Consider the following 23,578-nt stretch of genomic DNA (forward strand, 5'->3'; position numbering starts at 1 on the left):
ATGGGCCGAGTTCCTGTGCTTGGAATAGCGGTCCGTGTCGCTGGGTATTCTGCGTGGAAGCATAAACTTCGGGTTCTGTCAGGGTAGTCTGATTGAGTCAATCCGGAGGTGCACGTCTAGGCGTGCGTGACAAGCAAGAAAAGTAAGGACATCAAAAATGACCACAACGACGCTGCGCGGTAACACAGATGCCGTGATCCTGGTTGGTGGCAAAGGCACGCGCCTTCGTCCGCTGACGGTGTCGACTCCGAAGCCGATGCTGCCGACTGCGGGTGTGCCGTTCTTATCGCATCTCCTTGCACGAATCAAAGCTGCCGGTATTAAGCACGTTGTGCTAGGTACATCTTTCAAGGCAGAGGTCTTTGAAGAGTACTTTGGCAATGGTGAAGACCTTGGCTTGGAGATCGAATACGTTGTTGAGGATAAGCCGCTAGGCACTGGCGGCGGTATCCGGAACGTTTATGAGAAACTTCGCGCAGATACCGTCATGGTTTTCAACGGAGACGTGCTTGGTGGTACGGATCTGGGTGGAATTCTTGATGCGCATCACGAGAAGCAGGCCGATTTGACCATGCACCTCGTTCGAGTCCCCGAGCCACGGGCTTTTGGATGCGTTCCTACTGACGCTGATGGGCGCGTTTCGGCGTTCCTGGAGAAGACGGAGGATCCTCCTACCGACCAAATCAACGCTGGCTGTTATGTTTTCCGCCGCGAACTGATTGAGTCGATTCCCGCTGACCGTGTGGTGTCCGTTGAGCGCGAGACTTTCCCCAAGTTGCTGGAAGAGGGGCGTCGTGTCTTCGGATATGTGGATAATGCATACTGGCGCGATATGGGGACACCGGCGGACTTTGTTCGCGGTTCTTCCGATTTGGTTCGTGGCATTGCGCCGTCGCCGCTGCTTGAGGGGCGCACAGGCGAATCGCTTATCGACGAGTCCGCCGGCGTGAAAGATGGCGCGCTCTTACTGGGCGGCACCGTTATCGGCCGGGGTACGGAAGTCGGCGCGGGTTGCCGTCTCGACGACACCGTGGTCTTTGATGGCGTGACCATCGAACCGGGCGCAGTCATCGAAGATTCCATCATTGCTCATGGTGTTCGTATCGGCGCGAATGCTCGAATCAAGGGCTGCGTTATTGGCGAGGGTGCACAGATTGGTGCACGCTGTGAGCTTTTAAACGGGCTACGGGTATGGCCAGGGGTTGAGATCCCCACTGCTGGAATCCGGTTCAGTTCTGACGCCTAAATAAACTGTGTCGACCATCTCAATTTTAGTGGCGTGTGTGTGCGTTCTGGAAGGCATTTTGCTGCTAAAAAATAGAGTGGTTGAATAAAAGTCGGAGGGCTCTCGGGGTATACGTAAAACTTCTTTTGTGTGCGATAGCACGAGGGAATGTGATGGCTGCAGTGACACGCTGGCCATCGAGGCCCCAGTGGCGGCGCTAGATTGGAACTACTAGATGTAGTACCCCTGGCGTCTGCCCCCGTGGCATACGTTGTGTTAAAGATGTGACTCGTGAAGTTTGCGAGCTGGGGAAATTCATTTTTTTCAAGGGGAAATACACTCTCAGGTTGACGGCATCTTGTGTTGGAGTGTTGAATTTCAAGTATGTAATTCGCTGCATAGTCTTCTTATATGGCTTTACATATCCCGCTAATTCTGCGTGAGTGTGCTGTGTATCTATGTGGTGTGTTGTGAGTTGGCGCGGGTTTTCCTCGCGTAAGAACTCGCATATGTGAACATCAACGAGGAGAGGAGAGTGGCGTGGAAGATATGGCCAGTAACGCCGCGCCTCGGACTCGCACGCCCCTAGAGCTGACGCTAGATGACCTGTTTGGTGCAGTTGAGCAGGAGTGGCAAGAGCAGGCCCTATGTGCCCAGACAGATCCAGAAGCCTTCTTCCCGGAGAAGGGCGGATCTACCCGTGAAGCAAAGCGCATCTGTCAGGCGTGTGCTGTGCGCGATGAGTGTCTGGAATACGCGCTAGAACACGATGAACGCTTTGGTATCTGGGGCGGTCTTTCTGAACGTGAGCGCCGGAGACTCAAACGGGATATCGGTTAAGGCTTTGTAGTACGAGGGACCTGCTAGGCGTGACACCTGGGAGGTCCTTTATCTGTGCACACCTGTGTGTTCCTAGCCATGGAATCATGGGCTGGGACTCTAGTGCGAGCTCTGTTCCGTCGCTAGTGATGCCTTATGCCGGTTTTACCACTGAAAATCTGGGTCAATATCCGTGGGGGACACGTTGAGATAATTGGCCACAAGAGAAGTAAGAACCATGGTGAGCAACTCTTGGCGCTCTTGCGCTGAGTTGGTCCGTTGCTCAATCGGCATGCGGAAAAGGACGATTCTGGCGCGGGTGGGATGTCCTAGATGATCTATTCCTGCGGGGATCACACGGCCTAATGGGACGGGCCCATCGGCAGCAACTTCGTCCGGCAACAACGCGGCATTGACGTTGAGTCGCATACGCGGAACCGTATCTACCGCAATGTCTAGATGTGCAAGCTGCTGGGCAAAACTTTGTTGGATGGGCGCATATGCCTCAAGCACTGCGGCGTCGAAAAGCGAACGCCGTGAACGGTAGCGCGGAACGGCGGTGGGGAACGCGGGGCCTCGTAGCCCTCTGCCGTGGCGGTCTCGATTCAGGCGGTAATCCATGCTGATAACACTAAAACTAAGAGCGCTCTAGGTCGGTAGAACGCGCCGAAGTCCCCCTGGGCTACCTAAACCTCAACTAGGAGTCTAGACTTTATGGACGTGAATCAGTTTCGTCGTTGTTCTCGCCCCGGTTGCGGTAAGCCTGCCGTAGCTACGTTGACTTACGCGTACGCACATTCAACCGCTGTGGTTGGCCCTTTGGCACCTAACAGTGATCCGCATAGCTGGGATCTGTGTGAATTCCACGCGTCCAAAATTACAGCTCCGCTGGGATGGGAGTTGCTGCGCGTCGATGCAGTTGACGACGACGACGAGGACCTCACAGCTCTTGCAGAGGCAGTGCGGGAAGCCGGCAGAACCACAAGCGGGTTGATCGATTCCAATCAAGATTTTGGAGTTAATCACCCAGTTCACCGCGCGCAACGTAAACAGGTGTCAAAGAACACTAAACGCGGCCACCTCTCGGTTGTTCCTGACCCGGAGGACGACTACTAAACCGACTCATTGCGGCTCCGCGGCGGCTTACATAACGCATTATCCAACGCCCACACTGCTGGGGATGGGACGAATCAGAGTACAATCTCTTCGGAGTACTTTTGTTCATCCCTGAAAGGTGGGATTTGGTAGATGCGTACCCGTGAATCGGTGACCAAGGTCATCAAGGCTTATGACGTGCGAGGTGTAGTCGGCGTTGACATCGATGCTGACTTCATCCGCGAGGTAGGCTCGGCTTTTGGCCATCTGATGCGTAACGAGGGCGCTACTAAAGTCGCCGTAGGCCACGACATGCGGCCATCGTCACCCGAACTCACTCAAGCTTTCGCAGACGGGGTTACTGCGCAAGGCGTTGACGTGATTGCGTTGGGACTCACCTCAACGGACCAGCTGTACTACGCTTCTGGCGTTATGGGCTGCCCTGGTGCGATGTTCACCGCGTCCCACAACCCGGCCGAATATAACGGCATCAAGATGTGCCGCTCTGGTGCGCGTCCCGTGGGGCAAGAAACAGGCTTGGGCACGATCATTGACATGCTGGTGGAAGGCGTTCCTGCTTATGACGGCGAACCCGGCACCATCACGCAGAAAGATACCCTCGCGGATTACGGTTCCTTCCTTCGTGACCTTGTAGACCTCTCCGGCATTCGACCGCTCGTTGTTGCTGTGGACGCGGCAAACGGAATGGGTGGACACACGGTTCCTGAAGTTTTTGCAGGACTCCCACTCGACGTGAAGCCTCTTTACTTTGAACTAGACGGAACGTTCCCTAACCATGAGGCCAACCCGCTCGATCCCAAGAACCTTGTAGATCTGCAAAAGTTCACCCCAGAGGTAAAAGCAGACATCGGTCTAGCCTTTGACGGCGACGCAGACCGCTGTTTTGTGGTTGATGAAAATGGTGATCCTGTGAGCCCCTCTGCTATTTGCGCTATTGTCGCGGAACGATACCTCGCGCAGCGCCCAGGAAGCACGATTATTCATAACCTGATCACCTCCAAGACCGTGCCTGAGGTCATCGCAGAAAATGGCGGTGTCGCAGTGCGTACGCGGGTGGGACACTCCTTTATCAAAGCGCAGATGGCGGAGCACGGTGCGGCATTCGGCGGCGAACACTCCGCTCACTACTATTTCTCTGAATTCTTCAACGCCGATTCTGGCATCCTTGCGGCAATGCACGTGCTGGCGGCGCTGGGTGGACAAGACAAACCGCTGTCAGAGCTGATGGCAGAATATTCGCGATATGAGGCATCAGGCGAGATTAACTCGCGTTTGGCTAGTGCTGAAGCACAGGCCGAGCGCACACAAGCAGTGCTTGATGCTTTTGCGGATCGCACCGAGAGCGTTGATCGTCTCGACGGCGTCACCGTGGAGCTCAAAGACACCAAGGCCTGGTTTAACGTTCGTGCTTCCAACACGGAACCGCTTCTGCGCCTAAACGTTGAAGCTCCTACCTCAGAAGAAGTAGATGCCCTAGTTACAGAAATCCTTGGGGTTATTCGCGCACAATAGAACGCGCAATAGGCTCCAACAAGAGGATTCTAAGCAGCAACGTTTACGTTAGTTTTGTACTGTGAGTGTCTGGCTCCCAGGGAACATGTAGCCATGTATGGCGGTGTCCCTGGGAGCCTTTGCATATTGTGCTAAAGACTAAGCAGAATGGGCCTTCCGGTTTGCGCCTACAATTGGAAGGAAATGAATACACAGGAGATTTTCCGCGAGAGCGGTGCTGCCGCTATGCCTAGTCATTCCTATGCCCCAGAAGTCGTGGCTTTTTACGATATAGCGCATGAAGGCGCGCAGCTACGAGTGGTTGCGGAGTTTGTTCGCTCCGGCGGGCTTGATGTTGTGCAAGGAACACAACCGCGAAGCCTCGTTGTAGTCACCACAGAGGCAATTGCCACGCACTCGGCGCAGGCGGCTATAGCGTTGCATGCTCCGTTGAAGGTTCCCGTTATCGTTACCGCAGAATTGCCGCGCTACGTGGGGCCCTTGGATATCGTGATCATTGCTACTGAGCGTTCTTCCTCGGAACACTTATCTCAAGCTCTCACTACTGCGATACGTCGAGGCTGCACAGTAATCCTTGCTAGTGCTGCAGAGGGGATGCTTCACGACGACGCCGGTCACGACGCAGCAGTTGTGCCAGTTCTTCCTCTGGCACAGGGGCCAAGCCCTCTTCGCGTTATCACCGTAGTGATGGCGGTGCTGGGGCTGCTTGACCAGGATGCAGAAGGAACTGCTCGTGCTTTGGAGGACTACGCCTCTTACGTGGACGTGGAAATTCTGCAGTGCTCGCCGGAGTGCGATGAGGACATCAACAGGGCGCGTCAGCTAGCTCAGATAACCGAGCATGTCATTCATACTGGCGCTACCACCCCTGCTGTGGCAGTGGCCAATCTCATAGCTGTGTTATGGACTAGTTATGGGAAAGAATCGACGAGTCTTCCCTCCGAGGAACTTGGGGCTGCCTTGGGACGTTTCTCGTATGCACCTAAAGACATATTTTTTGATCCTGACTTGGATAAAGCTCCCGCGGGACAAAGCGTAACAACGATTGCGTGGTGTGAACCTGATCAGGGTGTGTGGGAGCGGACAGAGTTTGTCGACGCTGGGTTCATGGGCACTCCACTGCGAATGATTGCTCGTGGCTTCGCGGCGACTGCCTTTCTATCGAGTTAACAAGTATTCTCTTACATCGGTGCCAAGACTGGTACGGAATATCGGGAGGAATGACATGCAGTTGCTGTCCCCAAGTGCGCAGGCCTATGCCTGGGGCTCTAGGACACTCATCCAAAAACTCAGAGGCGAGGAGCAGGGAACCAGCCCAATCGCTGAACTTTGGTATGGTGCCCATCCGGGCGGACCATCGCAGATTGGTGATGAGTCCCTCGCTGAGCATATCGCCGCAGCTCCTGAGCAACAGCTTGGGCATCGTGTGCACAGTGAATTTGGAGAGAGGCTTCCATTCCTCCTGAAAATTCTGGCAGCTGATCAGCCGTTGTCTTTGCAAGCTCATCCTTCGTTGGAACAAGCTCAAGAAGGTTTTGCTCGGGATAGCGAGCAGGGAATTCAGCTTGGAGCTCATAACCGGAACTACAAGGACGATAACCACAAGCCTGAGCTGCTGGTCGCCTTGACCGAGTTCCATGCGATGGCAGGATTCCGTCCATTGGCTAAGACCTTGGAGATGCTGCGGTTCCTCGACTGCGAAGAATTAGAGCGCTACATCGCAATGGTGGTGGATAATCCGCTCAAGGAATCCGATAACCTGCGCGCGCTGTTTACTACGTGGATCACGATTCCTACTGCACATCGACGCGATCTCATTGCCGCGGTAGTGGCTTCTGCGAAAGAAAAAGCAGACACTGCCCCGGAGTGGATGAGCGCTGCGCTGAAGAACATCGTGTTGCTCAATGAGCAGTATCCCGGAGACGTGGGAGTATTGGGCGCAATCCTGCTCAATTACGTTGTTCTCCAGCCGGGGGAGGCTATCTACCTCGACGCAGGTAACCTGCACGCTTATGTTCGGGGCCTTGGTGTTGAGATCATGGCAAACTCCGACAATGTTCTTCGTGGCGGGTTGACGTCCAAACACGTTGATGTTCCGGAGCTCGTGCGCGTGCTGAAGTTTTCCTCTTTAGAAGACCCCATTGTGGAGGCAGAATCTGGAGTTTATCCAGTGCCTATTAACGAGTTTGCTATTAAGCGATTCGACCTTGATAACACCACAGAGAAGATCGCTCACGACGGCCCTGCCATCCTTTTGTGCACGGCCGGAACAGTGGAAGTCGATGGAGTTCCCCTTAGCCCAACTCAGGCATTGTGGCTCTCTGCCGCTGATGCTGAGGTAGAGGCGCGCGGACAGGGCCAGCTCTTTGTAGCTACCGTGTGACCTGATTTTTAGCACGATACAAATAAGAGGGGGCAGCGAGTCGGAGCTGCCCCCTCTTAAACTTATCTGTTTTAAGGCTGCGGAACCGGTGATTTTTCTGTGGGCTGTGCTGGTGCGGCAGGCTTAGGCTCAGTTTCTTGTGGTGCAGTAGCGCGAGGCTGCGCATGCGGGTTAAGAAGAGTTCCAGCGGAACTCAAGGCTTTGCGCACGCTGGAAGGGTCCACCAAAGGAGCGGTGGGCTCTGTGATGATTTCCGTGGGGGCTGGGCTTGGCTCCATAGAGGTGCTGCTCATGCTTTGGTCTGGCTTCTCCGAAGACTGGGCTGGGTTGGCAGAAGCCCCCTCTGTCACCGGAATCGTAGAGGTACTAGGCTGAGAGCTTTGGTTTTGGGGCGTTTCTTCTGCAGGATCATGGATAACAGGCGAGTCCGTCTCCGGAACCACAAGTGTTGTTTTCACTTGTGGTGCTGGGGGAGCAGAGACAGTGGTGACTGGGGGATTCGTTTTTCCGGTTCCCAGATGCGCATTGGGCGGCATGAGGGGGTCGTGACGTACCTGAGGAGTAGCGCGCTGAGGGGCCACTGGATACGGCGTATGAACAGCGTAGGAATCGCCTTGAGGCGATGAAGCTGCTGGGGCCGGGGTTGCTGCTCGGCGGCTGAGGCGTGGCGCTAGAGGACGAAGTCACGGCGGCTTCTTCCAATTTTTGTGGCCCAGCGTCGGAGATTGTGCTTGATGCAGTGGTCTGGGGGCTCCCGAGCTTCCAGACCAAGATGCCGATGGCAATAGCTAGCGTGGTGCCGGCAGCAATGAACAATAGAAACCGGCGGGTGTAAGTGTTGTCCACGTCGGCTCCTCTCAACGTCGTAATGGATGTCGTACGTCGGCATCGTGATGCGTGGGTCCTCTTTATCGTTCGGTGCGGAGCGGCTCTTCGCCAGTCGGCTCGAGAACGATGGGAGAAATCCAGTCACGATTTGATAACAAAAACGACCGTAGCATACCTTTTAGTGCTCTGTAACCTGAGCGTGATCTCGACGGCGCTGTTTCTTAATAAAAAGAACACGCTGTTGGGAGCTGCGACAAAAGAAGGTTATGGGAAACGATGAGGACTCTTCTCGCAGATGAAAATAAGTTTTTTGATCGTTGTCTGATGAGCGCAGTAATGATTAGGAGTGTCAGTTATTTCTATAGGGAAAATCATAAAATAAGTTTTTGTAAGGCAGTAGCGGCTGTCTTCGCGGAGGTGTAATAAAAGAGGTACGTACGCGATCGGCGCTGCGGTCGAATCCTTGATTGAGGGGCGCCTTAATGATTGTGGTGTCCCTTGCGAATAGGCGTTAGGCGCCTCCGGCGTATTTTCCTGCGGAGCTGTGCCAAATCTGACAGGAGGGGCGGTTTAAAACCTCGAATGTCCATTGAATAGAGTTAGCTCAGCGATGGCCCGTCGATGCGCCGAATATTTTGGTTAAAATAAAAGTAGTGAAAGGAATAACCCATGATCACCTGGGAGAGTGAGATTTTCTCTGAGGAAGTTAACGTTGATTTCCTCGACGAGCTGAACGATCTAGACGGCGATGACATCGTAGAAGCTGTGCGCGATGCCTGCGTTTTAGCAACGGGAACGGGTCGGGTTTCTGAAGACGAGCAGCTTAACGGCCTGGCCGCAGCGACAATCGCGGCTATTTGGGCGGGAGCGCCTTTTAGCGACGGCGACTTGGTAAGCGCCTATCCCTTTATCCGGGAATATATTGGGGAAGGCGATGAGGCTTTGCACGAGTCTGCGAGCAAGCTGTTAGAAGAAGCCGATACGGAAGAAGACCTTGAGGCTTTCCTAGAGGCTTTGAGCTAATCCAGGGGGGTGGCACTTTTTGGCCAGCGTGCGGTTATAGGAAGTGTTGTTGGGGGAGGGGCGTCGTAACGCCCCCATCTGCACACGCGTTATGAAAGACTTCTAGGAAGACACCACTGGGATTGTCGTCGGGATACGTTGATAGAGCTTCGATGTATTAGGTGCGCGGCACTTGTGAGAAGGAATACTTAAATGACCTCTTTTGATTTCAAGGTGAAAGATTTAAGCCTCGCGGAAGCAGGCCGCCACCAAATCCGTCTCGCAGAGCACGAGATGCCTGGTTTGATGCAGCTGCGGGAACAATACCGCGAAGAGCAGCCACTCGCCGGGGCTCGGATTACCGGCTCGATCCACATGACGGTTCAGACTGCCGTGTTGATCGAGACGCTCGTGGCACTGGGGGCGGAAGTGCGCTGGGCATCGTGCAACATCTTCTCCACCCAAGATGAGGCGGCAGCTGCGGTTGTCGTTGGACCCGAGGGGACCGTAGATAACCCGCAGGGTGTTCCGGTTTTTGCATGGAAGGGCGAGACTCTCCACGAGTATTGGGATTGCGTTCATAAAATTTTTGCATGGCCGGGTGAACAGCTTCCCAATATGATCCTGGATGATGGTGGGGACGCGACCATGGCAGTTATCCGTGGTCGCCAGTATGAGCAAGCCGGCGTTGTGCCACCGAGCGAGGAAGGGGACTCCGACGAATATCAGGCGTTCTTGGAGATGCTGCGGGCAACGTTGGAATCAGATCCTGGCATGTGGACGGCTATCGCATCATCCGTGAAAGGCGTCACTGAGGAAACCACGACAGGTGTGCATAGGCTGTACCACTTTGCGGAAGAAGGCGTGCTGCCCTTCCCTGCAATGAACGTTAACGACGCCGTGACCAAGTCCAAGTTTGATAACAAGTACGGCACGCGCCATTCGCTTATCGACGGCATCAATCGCGCCACCGACATGCTGATGGGCGGCAAGAACGTCTTGATTTGTGGCTATGGTGATGTGGGCAAAGGCTGCGCAGAAGCAATGGCTGGGCAGGGCGCTCGCGTAAAAGTCACAGAAGCCGACCCAATTAATGCTCTTCAGGCACTAATGGACGGATTCTCTGTGGTCACAGTGGATCAGGCAATCTCTGAAGCGGATATCGTGATCACTGCGACAGGGAATATGGGCATCATTTCCTTCGATCACATGCTGAAGATGAAAGACCATGCGGTCCTTGGCAACATCGGTCACTTTGATAATGAGATAGATATGGCTTCGCTGTTGCACCGCAACGACGTCTCGCGCGTGACAATTAAGCCGCAGGTCGATGAATTCACGCTGCCCAACGGCAACGCAATCATCGTGCTGTCAGAAGGACGCCTCTTGAATCTTGGCAACGCCACCGGACACCCCAGCTTTGTGATGTCCACGTCCTTTGCAGACCAGACCATCGCTCAGATAGAGCTTTTCCGCAACGATGGCCGTTACCGCAATGAGGTCTACCGCCTGCCCAAGATCTTGGACGAAAAGGTAGCCCGGATCCACGTTGAGGCTTTGGGCGGGGAAATCACTGAGCTGACCAAAGAACAAGCGGAATACATAGGCGTGGATGTCGCGGGACCTTATAAGCCGGAGCACTACCGTTACTAATGATTATTGCTATTGAAGGAATCGACGGCGCGGGCAAGAATACGCTGGTCCGCGCCCTTGTCGAAAAGCTTGATGCGCGAGTTTTAGGGTTTCCGCGTTATCACGACTCCATTCACGCCCATCTCGCACAGAAGGCCCTGTACCAGGAAATGGGCGATGTCAGCGATTCTATCTATGCCATGGCGCTGCTCTTTGCGCTGGATCGTAGGGAGATAGCGGAGGAGCTTCAGTCATATAAGGGAAGCAAAGACATTATCTTGCTCGATAGGTATGTCGCCTCCAATGCTGCCTATTCGGCTGCCCGCGCACAAGATTGGAATCTGGTGACGTGGGTTTCTGACCTTGAGTTTGGGGAGTTTGGGCTTCCTACCCCCGATATACAAGTGCTCCTGAACACCTCGCCGGAAGTAGCGGCCCAGCGTGCTGCACAGCGGGAGGAACAGGACGAGGAGCGTTCTCGCGACTGCTATGAAACCAACGACAGCCTGCAGGTTCGTACCTCAGATGCGTACGCCAGATTAGCAGAGGAAGAGCGTTTTTCTCTTTGGATTGTGGCGCAGTTGGGAGACTCTGTCGATGATGTCGCACTCAGGATTATCCAAACCCTGGGTACGATGAAATGAGTTAGTTTTAAAATCATTATGGAAACCCGCTAGGCAAGATGTGACCTTCTTCTGGCGCTCCTGTGTGAGCAAAGCTCGCACATAGGGGCGACGGCGGTGGGTATTCCGCGCTTGTTTGAGGAAGGACTTCAGGCAGATGCCCCAGAAGATTCTCGTCGTTGATGACGATCCAGCGATCTCTGAGATGCTTACGATCGTGCTGGAAGCTGAAGATTTTAATACCGTGGCTGTCACCGATGGTGCCCTAGCAGTAGACACCTTTAACAGGGAAGAACCCGATCTCGTTCTTCTGGATCTCATGCTTCCAGGGATGAACGGCATCGATATTTGCCGCTTGATCCGCCAGAACTCGACGGTGCCCATAGTGATGCTCACGGCCAAAACGGACACAGTTGATGTGGTGTTGGGGCTGGAAACCGGCGCTGATGATTACATCACCAAGCCTTTTAAACCCAAGGAACTTATTGCTCGTCTGCGGGCACGGTTACGCCGTACGGATGACGCACCCGCGGATGTTATCGAGATCAGCGACCTTGCTATCGACGTCCCCGGCCACGTGGTAAGCCGCGGGCGGGAAATTATCCAGCTCACTCCTCTGGAGTTTGATTTGCTTCTTGAGCTGGCAAGTAAGCCTGGCCAAGTGTTTACCCGTGAAGAACTACTGCAAAAAGTGTGGGGATACCGGAACGCGTCGGATACGCGCTTGGTCAACGTCCACGTGCAGCGATTGCGCGCAAAAATTGAGAAGGATCCGGAAAATCCCCAGATTGTGCTCACCGTCCGAGGCGTCGGATATAAGACTGGGCAGGAGTAAGTTCTATTTCTGCGTATGGCCTGAAACGGTTGCGACATCGCTTTGTTGAGCTGTGGCGCACCTCGCTCCAATTCAAGGTTCTCGGATCTATCTTCGCGGCATCGCTGGTAGTCATGATGATCTTGGCCTTTGTATTGGTCAGCTTTGTCACCCAGCGGTTAATCAACACCAAGTTAGACATCGCAAACTCGGAGATCGATCGTGCATGCGTGTCCGTGGAGCAACAAATCAAGGCCACTGGTGCCTCCAGTAGCGTGCAGGTTCGTCTCAATTCTGCCCGGGCTGCGCTGGCCAACAAGGTGGCATCCGCAGAGGACCAGGCGGTCTATGAGCCAGTCATCCTGGTCAACAACCCCGATGGTTCTGTCATCGCCTCTCCGGAGGGATACCGCATCCCAGAGCGGCTTCGGAGCTTTGTGGATCAACGGCAGGTTTCCTATCAATTTGCCACCATCGATCGCGCCAACGGCACAACCTACAAGGCCCTCATCATCGGAACCCCCACCAATTCCGATATTCCTAACACACAAGTCTATCTAGTGATGTCCATGGAATCCGACGAGGCAACCCTGGCGCTCTTGCGCGGTTTGTTCTCGGGTGCGGCCATTGTCTTGGTAGTGCTGCTTGTGGGGATCACCTGGCTGCTCACACAGCAGGTGATCACGCCGGTGCGTTCTGCCAGCCGTATCGCGGAGCGCTTTAGCTCAGGCCATTTACGCGAGCGCATGGTAGTTGATGGGGAAGACGAGATGGCGCGTCTGGCAATGAGTTTTAACTCCATGGCTGAGTCCCTGTCCAAACAAATCGCGCAGCTGGAAGAGTACGGCAATCTACAACGCCAGTTCACCTCGGATGTGTCCCACGAGCTAAGGACCCCGCTTACCACGGTCCGCATGGCCGCAGACATGATCGCAGACGGTTCCGACGACCTCTCGCCCGGTGCGAAGCGCGCCTCCGAACTCATGGTGCGAGAGCTCGATCGCTTTGAAGCGCTGTTGGCAGACCTGCTGGAGATTTCTCGCCACGATGCAGGCGTTGCAGACCTCGCAGAGAGCAACCTTGATATTCGCGCGTGCATTAACGCAGCGTGGCAGCAGGTCGAGCACCTTGCACAAGAGTTGGGCATCGACGTGCGTTTTGACGTCCCCGCCGAGTCTGTAAACCTGGTGGGCGATTCACGCAGGATAGAAAGAGTGCTGCGTAATCTTCTGGCCAATGCCGTTGACCATGCGGATGGAAAGCCTGTCGACGTTCACTGCGCCGTCACCGAAGACGCTGTAGCAGTGGCCGTTGTAGACCATGGCGTGGGGCTGAAATCTGGTCAGGAAGAGCTGGTGTTTAACCGGTTCTGGCGCGCCGATCCATCCCGGGTCCGTCATTCCGGCGGTACGGGGCTAGGGCTGGCGATTTCCCGTGAAGATGCGGTCTTGCATGGCGGAACTTTGGCAGCAGCGGGTGTGCCAGGGCAGGGCACCATGTTTTTGCTTACGCTGCCGCTCACCCCACGCTCCGATATCACGACTGCCCCCATCGAACTTGCAGCCCCGGGCTCTTTGACGTCCGAAGAACCGGAAACGTCCGGTGACGTTGAAGCACCCGCAGTAGAAGAGATAGCGGAAGAACCTCTGAGCCAGAATGTGCAGCAAGGCGAAGACACCGAGGAAAGGCTAGGGAAATAGTATGGCTAGAGTGGCTCGCTTAGGGCTATCGGTCGGGCTCGTCGGTGTTCTGGTGAGCGCTTGTACAACTCTGCCCAGCGGTTCGGATCCCCAGGCTATCCGAGGTTTTGACGTGAGTACCTCCACTGAGCAGCAAGCGCCAGTTGCGGGACAAGAGCCGGACTTGTTGTTGCGCGATTTCTACGAGGCAAGCACGAACCCTTCCCAACGCTATAAACGCGCAAGAGGCTATCTCACAGGTGCTGCTTCTGAGCGGTGGTCTCCCAGTACAAGCGTATTGGTGCTGGACGGGATCGATATTAATTCCTCTGCGAGTAGCTCAGCGTCGCGCCGGGTATTTGATGTGCGTGGCAACATTGTGGGTTCGCTTGAAGAAGGCGGATCGTACGTTTCTAAAAATGAGAGTTATAGCACCACCATCACTTTGGAAAGGGTTAATTCTGAGTGGCGGATAGCTGAGCTTCCTGACCAGATTGTGGTGCAGCGCAATGAGCTGTGGAATCACTATGACCCAAAGCAGCTGTATTTCTTTGATACCAGCGGATCAACGCTGGTATCGGATCGGCGCTGGGTATTCAAGGATTCGAGTGCATCGCGCAACAGCGTAGAGAGCGCGCTACTTACCTTGATGATCGGCGGGCCTTCACGCAATCTCACCCCTGGCGTGGTTAATGAGGTGCCTTCTGGGGCAGCTTTTGCGGGTTTGAGTAATGGCTTTTATCAATTCACCGGCATGTCCGGCTTGGGTCAAGACGAGATACGGAGGCTTTCTGCACAATTCGTGTGGACGCTTGCGCTTTCGGGTTCGGCAGGGCCGTTCAAATTTGCCTTTGATGGGGTTCCGATCAAATCTGAGCGTCGTGATAGTGAAGAGCTCACTGTGGATGACTTTGCAGAGTACAACCCGCAAGCAGGTGCGTCGGTGTCCACAGAAACCTATGCTTTGACTAACGGCAGCTTGCGCAGCGTCGTGGGCGGTCAAGCAGCGCCCGTGGCCGGTCCTTATGGGGCGGTGCACGATATTGAGTCAGTGGCGATCTCAAGCAAAGACAAGGTGACTGCTGCGGTGCGAGCCGTGGGGAGTGGAGACACGAAAAAATCTAGTTTGTTGCTGGGCACTGTGGGTGGAAATTATTCCGAAGTTTTGTCGGCTAAGACAATGACCAAACCGACATTTGAGCCAGGTGCATCGTCGCTGTGGACGGTACAAGATGGTCGCAAGATTATTCGTCTTGCGCGTTCTTCCTCAGGTGGAGACATCGTGGAAACCGAGGTGTCTATGGACGGGCTTGCGGAGGCGTCGAGTGGCATATCAATGTTGCAGCTCTCGCGCAGTGGCGTACGCGCTGCGATGATTATCGGCGGGCGCGTGTATATCGGCATTGTGTCGCGTCCCAACGCTGGAGAACGCAAGATCACCAATATCCATGAAGTCATGCCGGCGATCCAAGATACGGCAGTGTCTCTTGACTGGGAGAGCAATGGCTCTTTGATCGTGGGGACGTCTAGTTCTGAAGCCCCGGTGTGGGTAATTGCACAAGATGGTTCTATCGCAACCAAACTTTCTGCTGGAAATATTGTTGCGCCTGTGGTCTCGGTCGTCTCAAATTCCTCTACTCGATACATCACTGATGCCCGCGTGGCCCTAGAACTCCCTAACTCTGATTCAGCTACGGTGTATTGGCGCGAGGTTCAGGGCCTTGAGGGAGGGCGTTCTGTTATCGTGGTGCCGCGTTAAAAACTAAAGCAGGGGGATATGGTGTGGGAATTTCTTTTCCGCAGGCTTGTGTGGGGTGCGGGAAACCTGGGATACGGATGTGTGGGGAGTGTAAAACTGAGTGGTCACGGGCTCCCCAGCGGGTCACCACTCTGGCTGATCCGCACGTTCCTGTGTGGTCTCTGGGCGAGTTTGGCGGAGTACGGCGTAGAACGATCATTAACCTCAAGGAGCGCGGTCGTACAGACGCGGTGCGTTACCTTGGGCCGGTGGTGGCTGTAGCGGTTGAGTATCTTGCGGCTTTAGGGGAAGTGGAGGAAGACTTTGTGCTGCTTCCTGCCCCGACTCGTATGCGCTCCGCACAACAGCGCGGCGGCGACCCAGTTGAATTAATATGCCGCGCCAGTGGCTTGCGCACTGAGCGTGTCTTATGGCATCGGCCAGCTGTGTCAGATTCGGTCGGATTAGATGTTTCTCAGCGTAGGAGCAACCTTTCTGGAAACGTTTTTCTGACCGGGGTCCCCTCGTCTGCGGTACTCATCGTTGACGATGTGATCACAACGGGTGCTACCCTTGCGGAGTCGGTAGCGGTTTTGACCAGTGCGAACGTAAAAATTAGGGGAGCCTTGGGGCTATCAAATGTGTAGTAGGACAAAACCGGTGGCAAAATGGTTATGACCAGATGTACTCTGGTTCTTGGAAGTTGAAACCCGCCGATATAAGGGAAAGCTGAGTAATCCCACTCATCAAAAACCGGGCGGCTGATACAGGAAGGTACGTGATTATGACCACGCCTGCTGGAAACAACGAGACTCTGAGCCCTGACGTCCAGGTTTCGATCACTGGCCGCAACGTTGAAGTTCCGGAGCACTTTGCGGAACGTGTTAATGCCAAACTCGCTAAGATAGCTCGTCTTGATCCAACACTCACCTTCTTCCACGTCGAGCTGCAGCACGAGCCCAACCCACGTCGCTCTGAGCAGTCTGACCGTATTCAGATCACGGCTACCGGCAAGGGGCACATTGCTCGGGCTGAGGCTAAGGAAGATAGCTTCTACGCCGCGCTGGAGACAGCGCTGGCTCGGATGGAGCGTTCCCTGCGTAAGGTGAAGGCTCGCCGTTCCATCTCCCTGTCGGGGCACCGTGCGCCTAAGGGAGCCGGAGAGGTCGCTGCTGAATTGGTGCAGGAAGCAGAGACAGCTCGCGCTGATTCCCAATATGACCACGATCCTTATGCGGATTCAGTAGAGGAAGTACTGCCAGGACGAGTTGTTCGTCACAAGGAGCACCCATCCACCCCGATGAGCGTCGACGATGCTCTTTCCGAGATGGAACTTGTGGGCCACGACTTCTACATGTTTGTTAATGAGGAGACGGGTCGCCCATCGGTTGTCTATCGTCGTCACGCTTTTGACTACGGCCTTATCTCCTTGGCAAAAGAGAGCTAAACCTTAGCTTTTCCTGTGGAAACGAGATAATGCAGAACCCGGATTCCCTCTAATAAAGGTGATCCGGGTTCTTTAATTTGTTTCGCCTGTGATTACAATGGCGAAGTTACAGCTATAAACCACATATTTAAAACATTTCTAAGGACTTAGTGCACGTGTTTGGACTTTCCAAGATGCTCCGCGTTGGCGAGGGGCGCGCTGTTAAGCGGCTGAAGAAAATCGCTGAAGATGTTATCGATCTCGAGCCTCAGTTTTCTGAGCTTTCCGACGACGAGCTCAAGGCAAAGACTAAAGAGTTCCAGGACCGAATCGCGGCGGGCGAAACTGTCGACGACCTCCTGCTCGAGGCGTTCGCTGTTGCGCGCGAGGCATCGTGGCGTGTCCTGGGACAGAAGCACTATTTAGTTCAGGTTATGGGTGGAGCGGCACTGCACTTTGGCAATGTCGCCGAGATGCGCACTGGTGAGGGCAAGACGCTTACCTGTGTGCTCCCCGCGTACCTTAATGCCCTGGAAGGCAAGGGCGTTCACGTTGTTACCGTGAACGATTACTTGGCCAAGCGCGATGCTGAGTGGATGGGTCGTGTGCACCGGTGGCTAGGCCTTGAGGTCGGCGTCATCCTGGCGAATATGCAGCCTACTGAGCGTCGTGCGGCTTATAACGCAGACATTACGTATGGCACGAACAACGAGCTGGGTTTTGATTACCTTCGCGACAACATGGTGCGCTCGCTTGACGAGTTGGTGCAGCGTGGACATCATTACGCGATCGTGGATGAGGTTGACTCCATTCTTATCGATGAGGCTCGTACCCCCCTCATTATTTCCGGCCCGGTCGATGGTTCTTCGCAGTGGTACAGCGTCTTTGCTCAGATCACCCCGCGTTTGACTCGTGACATTCACTTTGAGGTGGATGAGCGTAAGCGCACCGTGGGTATTAAAGAAGAAGGCGTAGCGTATGTCGAGGATCAGCTGGGAATCGACAACCTTTACGCGCCTGAGCACTCGCAGCTGGTGAGCTACCTCAACAACGCTATCAAGGCGCAGGAGTTGTTTACCCGCGACAAGGACTACATCGTTCGCAATGGCGAGGTTCTTATCGTGGACGACTTCACCGGCCGCGTCTTGGATGGTCGCCGCTATAACGAGGGCATGCACCAGGCCATTGAGGCCAAAGAAAACGTGGAGATCAAAAACGAGAACCAGACCCTTGCTACGATCACCCTGCAGAATTACTTCCGTCTGTATGAAAAGCTCGCTGGAATGACGGGTACTGCGGAGACAGAAGCCTCTGAGCTGCACCAGATTTATAAGCTGGACGTCATCCCGATCCCGACTAACCGCGACAATCAGCGCGAAGACATGACAGACCTGGTCTATAAGACCCAGGAAGCTAAGTTTGCTGCCGTTGTGGATGACATCGCAGAGCGCGTTGCCAAGGGACAGCCGGTGCTCGTAGGTACCACGTCTGTTGAGCGCTCGGAATACCTCTCCAAGCTGCTGCAGCGCCGTGGCGTGCGACACAGCGTGCTCAACGCCAAGTTCCATGAGCAGGAAGCTCAGATTGTGGCGCAAGCCGGCTTGCCGGGCGCTGTCACGGTTGCTACCAACATGGCCGGACGTGGAACGGACATCGTGCTGGGTGGTAACCCAGACATCATCGCGGATATTAACCTGCGTGAGCGTGGGCTCGACCCCGTGGAGACCCCGGAAGAGTACGAGGCTGCGTGGGATGAAGAACTGGCCAAGGTGAAAAACCGCGGCGAGAAATTGGCTGAAGAGGTGCGCGACGCTGGTGGCCTGTATGTCCTAGGCACTGAGCGCCATGAATCTCGTCGTATCGACAACCAGTTGCGCGGACGCGCGGGCCGTCAGGGCGACCCCGGCACCACCCGTTTCTACCTGTCGATGCGTGATGAACTGATGGTTCGCTTTGTCGGGCAGTCCATGGAAAACATGATGAATCGTCTCAGCGTTCCAGACGATGTGCCCATTGAGGCAAAAATGGTCACCAACTCCATCAAGGGTGCCCAGGCTTCCGTGGAGAACCAGAACTTTGAGATGCGTAAGAACGTCTTGAAGTACGACGAGGTCATGAACGAGCAGCGCAAGGTTATCTACAGCGAGCGTCGTGAGATCCTTGAGTCCGCAGACATCGCTGACAACATCCAAAAGATGATCGATGACACCATTGGTGCTTACGTCGATGGCGCAACCGCGCAGGGCTACGTTGAAGACTGGGATCTTGACGCACTCTGGAACGCACTTGAGTCGCTGTATGGGCCTTCCATGCAGGCACAGGAGCTTATCGACGGCACCGAGTACGGTGCAGCGGGCGAGCTGTCTGAGGCGGACTTGCGCGCTGCTGTCCTTGAGGACGCACACAAGCAGTATGCCGAGCTGGAAGAAAACGTTTCTGCCATCGGTGGAGAGGCCCAGATGCGCAATATCGAGCGCATGGTGATTCTCCCGGTCATTGACCAGAAGTGGCGCGAGCACCTTTATGAGATGGACTACCTCAAAGAAGGTATCGGCTTGCGCGCCATGGCGCAGCGCGATCCTCTGGTGGAATACCAAAAAGAAGGTGGCGATATGTTCAACGCCATGAAGGACGGAATCAAAGAGGAGACTGTGCGCCAGCTCTTCTTGCTGCGCAAGCAGTTCCAGGCGCCAGCCGTAGATGAGACCGTAGAGGCTTAACGAGCCACACTCTAGATAACCCGCAGGCTTCGCATTCGCAGCCTGCGGGTTGTTGCGTCGAGAGGCAAAAACTGGGCGAGGTAGCCGAGTGCTTGTTGTCTATGTTGGCGGAACCGAGGGCGTCGATAAGCTGCCCGCGCGGGCGCAGATGGAGTGCTTCCATGACGAGGCGCCCGCGTACGGCTGGCATCGAGCGTCGACGAGCGGCAATGAGCCGGTGCACTTGATCGTCGAATTGCTCGTGGCACAGTGGGGTGATCGAGCGGATGCCAAAGGCGGCGTTCAAGGCCATAAAAAGCAGGGACTTGGATTCTTTGTGCACGTAATCGGGCAGCTGCAGGCGTTGACAATCCGTTGGCGCGTAGGAAGACTCGCTGGAATGTTGCGATGAATCCACTGTGAAAGTTTTGAGATAGCTGAGTCCAGGAATCGGGACAAGCATGTAGTCTTTCCTTAAGAGAACACGATTCCAAGGCAGGCTCTGTGTGTTTTGCGGCCAAAAAAAGACGCGTGGGCGTGCGTTTCCTTTGACTAATGTGAAACAATAGCCAAGGTCAATTCTTTTTTCCAGAAATAATTACGTGAGGTGTAGGCAAGCTGTGCGCGGCTTAATCGTCGATTATGTAGGTGTCCTTGATGGGCCGGTAGAAGACCAGCGACGCTGGCGCAATCTCTTATCCGCTGCGCGGGCGAATGGGATCGGCACTGCGGTGCTGTCGAATGATCCGGGCGGCCCTGGTGCAGACCCTATTCGTGTTCTTCAGACGCAAGGAATCGTCGATGCCGTCATCCTCAGCGGTGAGATCGGCGCAGAGAAGCCTGAAGAGGCTGCGTTCCAGGCCGCTGCTGATGCAATTGGTTTGCCTATGCGCGACTGCGTGATGGTTGATGATTCGATTCTGAACGTCCGTGCAGCAGTAGAGTGCGGCCTTGTGGGAGTCTTCTACCAGCAATTTGACCGTACCGTCGTTGAGCTTTCAGGGCTGTTTGGCCTAAGCGGTGACTTCTGATGCGCGTCTATGTTCCTGCGACTTTCTCTCTGCTCAAAGAACTGAGTGAGCAAGGGGAAATTTCTGCACGCTCGGGGTACGGATTTGCGGTGACTCCTGCGCTTCGGGAATTTTATACGTCGGGCGATGAAGACGAGATAGCTCATTCGGCGTTCGAGGATGCGGCCTTGGCTTCCATCAGGTTGCTCGCGGTCGGGGATGAGGAAAAATTCCCGCACCGTCGTGTCGTGATTTCTGCAGATATTGCGGATAAAAACGTCTCCTTAGAGCCAGAGCTAGGGGAGTCCGTGGTCAAGCTGTCTCCGTCCGCTGTGTCTTTGGATTCGGTAGCTGCGATCCACGTAGACGTTGAATCGTCTGAGGAGGCTACGGCTAAGGCTATCGAGGCCATCGATGAGGCTGATTTAGGCGTAGAGGATGCTGAATTGATCGTGGGGGACGCGCTGGATAATTTCCTTGCGTGGTATGACCCCAGTGAGTTGGGTGCTCTGGTTGAGCTGCTCTAACTTCTGAGAAAACCGTGTTATATCGGAGAATATAGCGGGTTTTAGTTTTTTCAACCGTTGTGTTGGTCCTTAAAAGAGCTGTACACAACGGTTTTTCTTTATTTTTTTATGGATCAGTGGACAATGAACCTACGGATACGTAAGCTACTGCAAAGTAACTTTTTCTAGGGAAACAATCTGAGGTTTATCCATGGCACGTGACCGCCTAGCATCTCTTCGGGGAGTGCTCAAAAGATTCACCACACCGCTTTTGCCCGATGACTACTCTGTCCTGGTCAATCCTTTGTGGAGTACCCGCGAACTACGCGGACAAATCCAGGAAGTGCACCGCGATCGCGATGTTGTTCACCTCTCCATCATTCCGGGATGGGGAGTGGAAACAGATTTCCACGCAGGCCAGTACATCGGGATCGGGGTGGAAATTGATGGGCGCTTTGTGTGGCGCAGCTACTCTTTGACCAACGCGCCAGGCCCTCATGCGCACACGCTGAAAATCACTGTTCGCGCTGTAGAAAAGGGAAAGCTTTCCAACCATTTGGTGGGTTCTGTGCGCCCCGGCACCACGATTCGGCTGCTTGCTCCAGCAGGGGACTTTCATCTGAGTGAGCCGGTTCCCAGCAAGATTGCTTTCTTGGCCGCCGGGACTGGAATCACCCCGATTATTTCTATGGTGCGCACGATGGCTGAGCGCAAACAGCTAGAGCGGTGCCATGCAGTCTTGGTGTATTGCGTCCACGACACCGACCAGCTTCTCTTTGACCAGGAGCTCACACGACTGGAACAAGAAAATCCACAGCTTCAGGTCATTCGCCGGATTACGGCTCGCGAGGGACGCCTCACCCCGCAGGATTATGAACACGTTATACCCGACATCACGTCACGCGCGATCTTTGCTTGTGGTCCTTCGCGCATGCTTGACGACGCCCACGCGTGGGCAGAAGAACGCGGCGTCACCATCACCTCGGAGAGGTTTACTATCGACCGCGCCAGTGACGCACAGGGCGGGGTGATCACTTTTGGTGATCGAGGAAATACTCACGCAGATGGCGCGACAACCCTTTTGGAGGCTGGCGAAAAATCAGGGGTTAACCTTCCGTTCGGCTGCCGCATGGGGGTGTGCCATACCTGCGTCAGACCGTTGATTGAGGGGCATGCTCACAACTTAGTCACAGGGGAAACCCATGAGCCGGGCAGCCGCGTACGAACATGCGTATGCGTAGCGGCTGGCGATCTCACCATAGGCGTATAAAAGGAGTCTTGACACAGTGGCGATTGATAACATTCAGGCATACTCGCATCTCAGCGACGAAGACATCGAGGAAATCGGAAAGCGTCTCGACGCGATCAAACTAGAGGTCACCGAATCTTTAGGCGAACGCGACGTCGCCTACATTAGAAGGCTTATTCGGGTACAGCGAGCGCTGGAAGTCGCCGGACGCGTAAGCCTTATCTTTGCCGGCAATAAGAAGTGTTGGTGGGCCGGAACCGCTTTTCTTAGCACCGCAAAGATTTTGGAAAACCTAGAGATAGGCCACAATGTCTTGCACGGACAGTGGGACTGGATGAATGATCCAGAGATCCACTCTATGACGTGGGAATGGGACATTGTGTGTCCTTCCTCGCAGTGGATGCACTCGCACAACTATGTCCATCACACCTACACCAACGTACTAGGGATGGACCATGACGTGGGATACGGCGTTCTTCGCGTTACCCGTGACCGAAAATGGACACCGTTGCACGCCTTCCAGCCCGTGATCAACCCGGTGCTTGCCACGATGTTCCAGTGGGCCGTGGGGTACTACGATGTTGAGCTTGGAAAGTTCTTTTCCAAGCGGGCCGACTGGGATGAAACCAAAGGAAAGTTCTGGGAGACCACCTCTAAAGCTGCCCGACAACTATCGCGAGACTACCTCCTTTACCCCGCACTGGCAGGTCGGAATTACCCACGCGCCGTGGCTGCAAATGCCCTGGCCAACTTCACCAGGTCAGTGTGGGCGTATGCCGTGATTTTCTGCGGACATTTTCCCGATGAGACTGAAACGTTTACCAAGGAACAATTCAAAAACGAAGACCGCAATCAGTGGTATCTACGCCAGATGCTAGGGTCGGCCAACTTCCATGGTGGGAAGCTATTGACCCTCATGTCAGGCAACCTGAACTATCAGATTGAGCACCATCTCTTCCCGGATATGCCGTCGAACCGGCTCGCGGAGGTGGGGAAGAAAGTTCGTGCGATCTGCGAAGAATACGATCTTCCTTACAACATCGACTCTTTCCCCGTGCAATTGTTCAAAGTCCAAAAGACTCTGCTCAAGCTGGCCCTCCCCAATAAATATCTGGTGGCCAGCCCCGACAACGCCCCAGAAGTGAGGTCAAACAGGGCCTTTACGGAAAATCCTAATATCCAGAGACAACTAGGCGTGGACAGTTCGGGCAAGCGAGTGGGACTGAAAACTGGTCTGAAGCTGCTCAAACAGATTCGTCCAGGCATCCGCGATATCATACGGGCATATTCTGGCCGTTCCGCAAGGAAGTAGAAGAA

At 54.7% G+C, this 23,578-nt stretch carries 22 protein-coding genes and 1 pseudogene; 21 read left to right on the forward strand and 2 right to left on the reverse strand.

All coding sequences use genetic code 11. The features are described 5' to 3' along the window. The first annotated feature begins 157 nt into the window (after positions 1 to 157). Both manB and CBE74_RS15325 read left to right on the forward strand, forming a co-directional pair. The gene (manB, locus tag CBE74_RS15320; RefSeq protein WP_087453492.1) at positions 158 to 1,246 is read left to right on the forward strand and encodes a mannose-1-phosphate guanylyltransferase; all 1,089 of its coding nucleotides are present in this window, start codon (positions 158 to 160) and stop codon (positions 1,244 to 1,246) included. Between the two features lie 519 nt (positions 1,247 to 1,765). Next, positions 1,766 to 2,065, forward strand: a complete 300-nt coding sequence (locus tag CBE74_RS15325; protein WP_014300514.1) for a WhiB family transcriptional regulator — start codon at positions 1,766 to 1,768, stop codon at positions 2,063 to 2,065. 144 nt (positions 2,066 to 2,209) lie between these two features. On the opposite strand, the gene CBE74_RS15330 is transcribed toward CBE74_RS15325, so the two are convergent. Continuing rightward, positions 2,210 to 2,665, reverse strand: a complete 456-nt coding sequence (locus CBE74_RS15330; RefSeq protein ID WP_087453493.1) for a metallopeptidase family protein — start codon at positions 2,663 to 2,665, stop codon at positions 2,210 to 2,212. A gap of 93 nt (positions 2,666 to 2,758) precedes the next feature. Between CBE74_RS15330 and CBE74_RS15335 the strand changes: the two genes are divergently transcribed. From CBE74_RS15335 to manA, 4 genes are all read left to right on the forward strand, one after another. Further along, positions 2,759 to 3,160, forward strand: a complete 402-nt coding sequence (locus CBE74_RS15335) for a DUF3499 domain-containing protein (RefSeq protein WP_087453494.1) — start codon at positions 2,759 to 2,761, stop codon at positions 3,158 to 3,160. 132 nt (positions 3,161 to 3,292) lie between these two features. Beyond that, positions 3,293 to 4,672 carry a phosphomannomutase/phosphoglucomutase gene (locus CBE74_RS15340; protein WP_087453495.1) on the forward strand — a complete coding sequence of 460 codons (1,380 nt, stop codon included), beginning with the start codon at positions 3,293 to 3,295 and terminating at the stop codon, positions 4,670 to 4,672. Positions 4,673 to 4,855: 183 nt separating this feature from the next. Then, positions 4,856 to 5,842, forward strand: coding sequence for a hypothetical protein (locus CBE74_RS15345; RefSeq protein ID WP_087453496.1), 987 nt, complete (start codon positions 4,856 to 4,858; stop codon positions 5,840 to 5,842). Between the two features lie 55 nt (positions 5,843 to 5,897). Then, the gene (gene manA / locus CBE74_RS15350) at positions 5,898 to 7,055 is read left to right on the forward strand and encodes a mannose-6-phosphate isomerase, class I (protein ID WP_087453497.1); all 1,158 of its coding nucleotides are present in this window, start codon (positions 5,898 to 5,900) and stop codon (positions 7,053 to 7,055) included. A gap of 71 nt (positions 7,056 to 7,126) precedes the next feature. Here manA and CBE74_RS15355 read toward each other — a convergent pair whose 3' ends face one another. After that, positions 7,127 to 7,636 carry a hypothetical protein gene (locus CBE74_RS15355; protein WP_233426085.1) on the reverse strand — a complete coding sequence of 170 codons (510 nt, stop codon included), beginning with the start codon at positions 7,634 to 7,636 and terminating at the stop codon, positions 7,127 to 7,129. Positions 7,637 to 7,719: 83 nt separating this feature from the next. Here CBE74_RS15355 and CBE74_RS15360 point away from each other — a divergent pair, with 83 nt between their 5' ends. The 15 genes and pseudogenes from CBE74_RS15360 (at position 7,720) to CBE74_RS15430 (ending at position 23,573) form a co-directional block, all read left to right on the forward strand. After that, entirely contained in the window at positions 7,720 to 7,890 is a 171-nt protein-coding gene (locus CBE74_RS15360) for a hypothetical protein (protein ID WP_233426086.1), read from the forward strand. Between the two features lie 662 nt (positions 7,891 to 8,552). Then, positions 8,553 to 8,906, forward strand: coding sequence for a DUF4259 domain-containing protein (locus tag CBE74_RS15365; RefSeq protein ID WP_087453498.1), 354 nt, complete (start codon positions 8,553 to 8,555; stop codon positions 8,904 to 8,906). Between the two features lie 192 nt (positions 8,907 to 9,098). Further along, a complete protein-coding gene (ahcY, locus tag CBE74_RS15370; protein WP_087453499.1) occupies positions 9,099 to 10,538 on the forward strand; it encodes an adenosylhomocysteinase in 1,440 nt (479 codons plus the stop codon). Continuing rightward, positions 10,538 to 11,161, forward strand: coding sequence for a dTMP kinase (locus CBE74_RS15375; protein ID WP_087453500.1), 624 nt, complete (start codon positions 10,538 to 10,540; stop codon positions 11,159 to 11,161). The genes ahcY and CBE74_RS15375 overlap by 1 nt, the downstream gene beginning before the upstream one ends. A gap of 136 nt (positions 11,162 to 11,297) precedes the next feature. Next, positions 11,298 to 11,975 carry an MtrAB system response regulator MtrA gene (mtrA, locus tag CBE74_RS15380; protein ID WP_087453501.1) on the forward strand — a complete coding sequence of 226 codons (678 nt, stop codon included), beginning with the start codon at positions 11,298 to 11,300 and terminating at the stop codon, positions 11,973 to 11,975. 29 nt (positions 11,976 to 12,004) lie between these two features. Further along, positions 12,005 to 13,654, forward strand: a complete 1,650-nt coding sequence (mtrB, locus tag CBE74_RS15385; protein WP_180316380.1) for an MtrAB system histidine kinase MtrB — start codon at positions 12,005 to 12,007, stop codon at positions 13,652 to 13,654. Position 13,655: 1 nt separating this feature from the next. Beyond that, positions 13,656 to 15,392: an MtrAB system accessory lipoprotein LpqB gene (gene lpqB / locus CBE74_RS15390; protein ID WP_087453502.1), complete on the forward strand. Its 1,737-nt coding sequence runs from the start codon at positions 13,656 to 13,658 to the stop codon at positions 15,390 to 15,392. 18 nt (positions 15,393 to 15,410) lie between these two features. Continuing rightward, positions 15,411 to 16,018, forward strand: a pseudogene (locus CBE74_RS15395) (ComF family protein). Between the two features lie 137 nt (positions 16,019 to 16,155). Next, entirely contained in the window at positions 16,156 to 16,818 is a 663-nt protein-coding gene (gene hpf, locus CBE74_RS15400; protein WP_087453504.1) for a ribosome hibernation-promoting factor, HPF/YfiA family, read from the forward strand. Between the two features lie 155 nt (positions 16,819 to 16,973). Next, entirely contained in the window at positions 16,974 to 19,517 is a 2,544-nt protein-coding gene (gene secA / locus CBE74_RS15405; RefSeq protein WP_087453505.1) for a preprotein translocase subunit SecA, read from the forward strand. An 88-nt stretch (positions 19,518 to 19,605) separates the two neighbouring features. Further along, a complete protein-coding gene (locus CBE74_RS15410; protein WP_171483296.1) occupies positions 19,606 to 19,908 on the forward strand; it encodes a hypothetical protein in 303 nt (100 codons plus the stop codon). Between the two features lie 208 nt (positions 19,909 to 20,116). Further along, the gene (locus tag CBE74_RS15415) at positions 20,117 to 20,527 is read left to right on the forward strand and encodes an HAD-IA family hydrolase (RefSeq protein WP_013241381.1); all 411 of its coding nucleotides are present in this window, start codon (positions 20,117 to 20,119) and stop codon (positions 20,525 to 20,527) included. Beyond that, entirely contained in the window at positions 20,527 to 21,033 is a 507-nt protein-coding gene (locus CBE74_RS15420; RefSeq protein WP_087453506.1) for a DUF6912 family protein, read from the forward strand. Before CBE74_RS15415 ends, CBE74_RS15420 begins: the two co-directional genes overlap by 1 nt. A gap of 190 nt (positions 21,034 to 21,223) precedes the next feature. Continuing rightward, positions 21,224 to 22,282: a ferredoxin reductase gene (locus tag CBE74_RS15425; protein ID WP_087453507.1), complete on the forward strand. Its 1,059-nt coding sequence runs from the start codon at positions 21,224 to 21,226 to the stop codon at positions 22,280 to 22,282. A 16-nt stretch (positions 22,283 to 22,298) separates the two neighbouring features. Next, complete coding sequence (locus tag CBE74_RS15430; RefSeq protein ID WP_087453508.1) at positions 22,299 to 23,573, forward strand: fatty acid desaturase family protein; 1,275 nt, start codon at positions 22,299 to 22,301, stop codon at positions 23,571 to 23,573. Positions 23,574 to 23,578: the final 5 nt, after the last annotated feature.

The organism is Corynebacterium silvaticum, from assembly GCF_002162115.2.
GTDB classification, from domain to species: Bacteria; Actinomycetota; Actinomycetes; order Mycobacteriales; family Mycobacteriaceae; genus Corynebacterium; species Corynebacterium silvaticum.

Coding starts and splice junctions, on each gene's coding strand:
- manA (WP_087453497.1), top strand. CDS start 5,898: ATGCAGTTGCTGTCCCCAAGTGCGCAGGCCTATGCCTGGGGCTCTAGG.
- hpf (WP_087453504.1), top strand. CDS start 16,156: ATGACCACGCCTGCTGGAAACAACGAGACTCTGAGCCCTGACGTCCAG.
- mtrA (WP_087453501.1), top strand. CDS start 11,298: ATGCCCCAGAAGATTCTCGTCGTTGATGACGATCCAGCGATCTCTGAG.
- ahcY (WP_087453499.1), top strand. CDS start 9,099: ATGACCTCTTTTGATTTCAAGGTGAAAGATTTAAGCCTCGCGGAAGCA.
- CBE74_RS15425 (WP_087453507.1), top strand. CDS start 21,224: ATGGCACGTGACCGCCTAGCATCTCTTCGGGGAGTGCTCAAAAGATTC.
- CBE74_RS15330 (WP_087453493.1), bottom strand. CDS start 2,665: ATGGATTACCGCCTGAATCGAGACCGCCACGGCAGAGGGCTACGAGGC.
- manB (WP_087453492.1), top strand. CDS start 158: ATGACCACAACGACGCTGCGCGGTAACACAGATGCCGTGATCCTGGTT.
- lpqB (WP_087453502.1), top strand. CDS start 13,656: ATGGCTAGAGTGGCTCGCTTAGGGCTATCGGTCGGGCTCGTCGGTGTT.
- CBE74_RS15375 (WP_087453500.1), top strand. CDS start 10,538: ATGATTATTGCTATTGAAGGAATCGACGGCGCGGGCAAGAATACGCTG.
- CBE74_RS15345 (WP_087453496.1), top strand. CDS start 4,856: ATGAATACACAGGAGATTTTCCGCGAGAGCGGTGCTGCCGCTATGCCT.
- CBE74_RS15420 (WP_087453506.1), top strand. CDS start 20,527: ATGCGCGTCTATGTTCCTGCGACTTTCTCTCTGCTCAAAGAACTGAGT.
- CBE74_RS15340 (WP_087453495.1), top strand. CDS start 3,293: ATGCGTACCCGTGAATCGGTGACCAAGGTCATCAAGGCTTATGACGTG.
- CBE74_RS15335 (WP_087453494.1), top strand. CDS start 2,759: ATGGACGTGAATCAGTTTCGTCGTTGTTCTCGCCCCGGTTGCGGTAAG.
- CBE74_RS15365 (WP_087453498.1), top strand. CDS start 8,553: ATGATCACCTGGGAGAGTGAGATTTTCTCTGAGGAAGTTAACGTTGAT.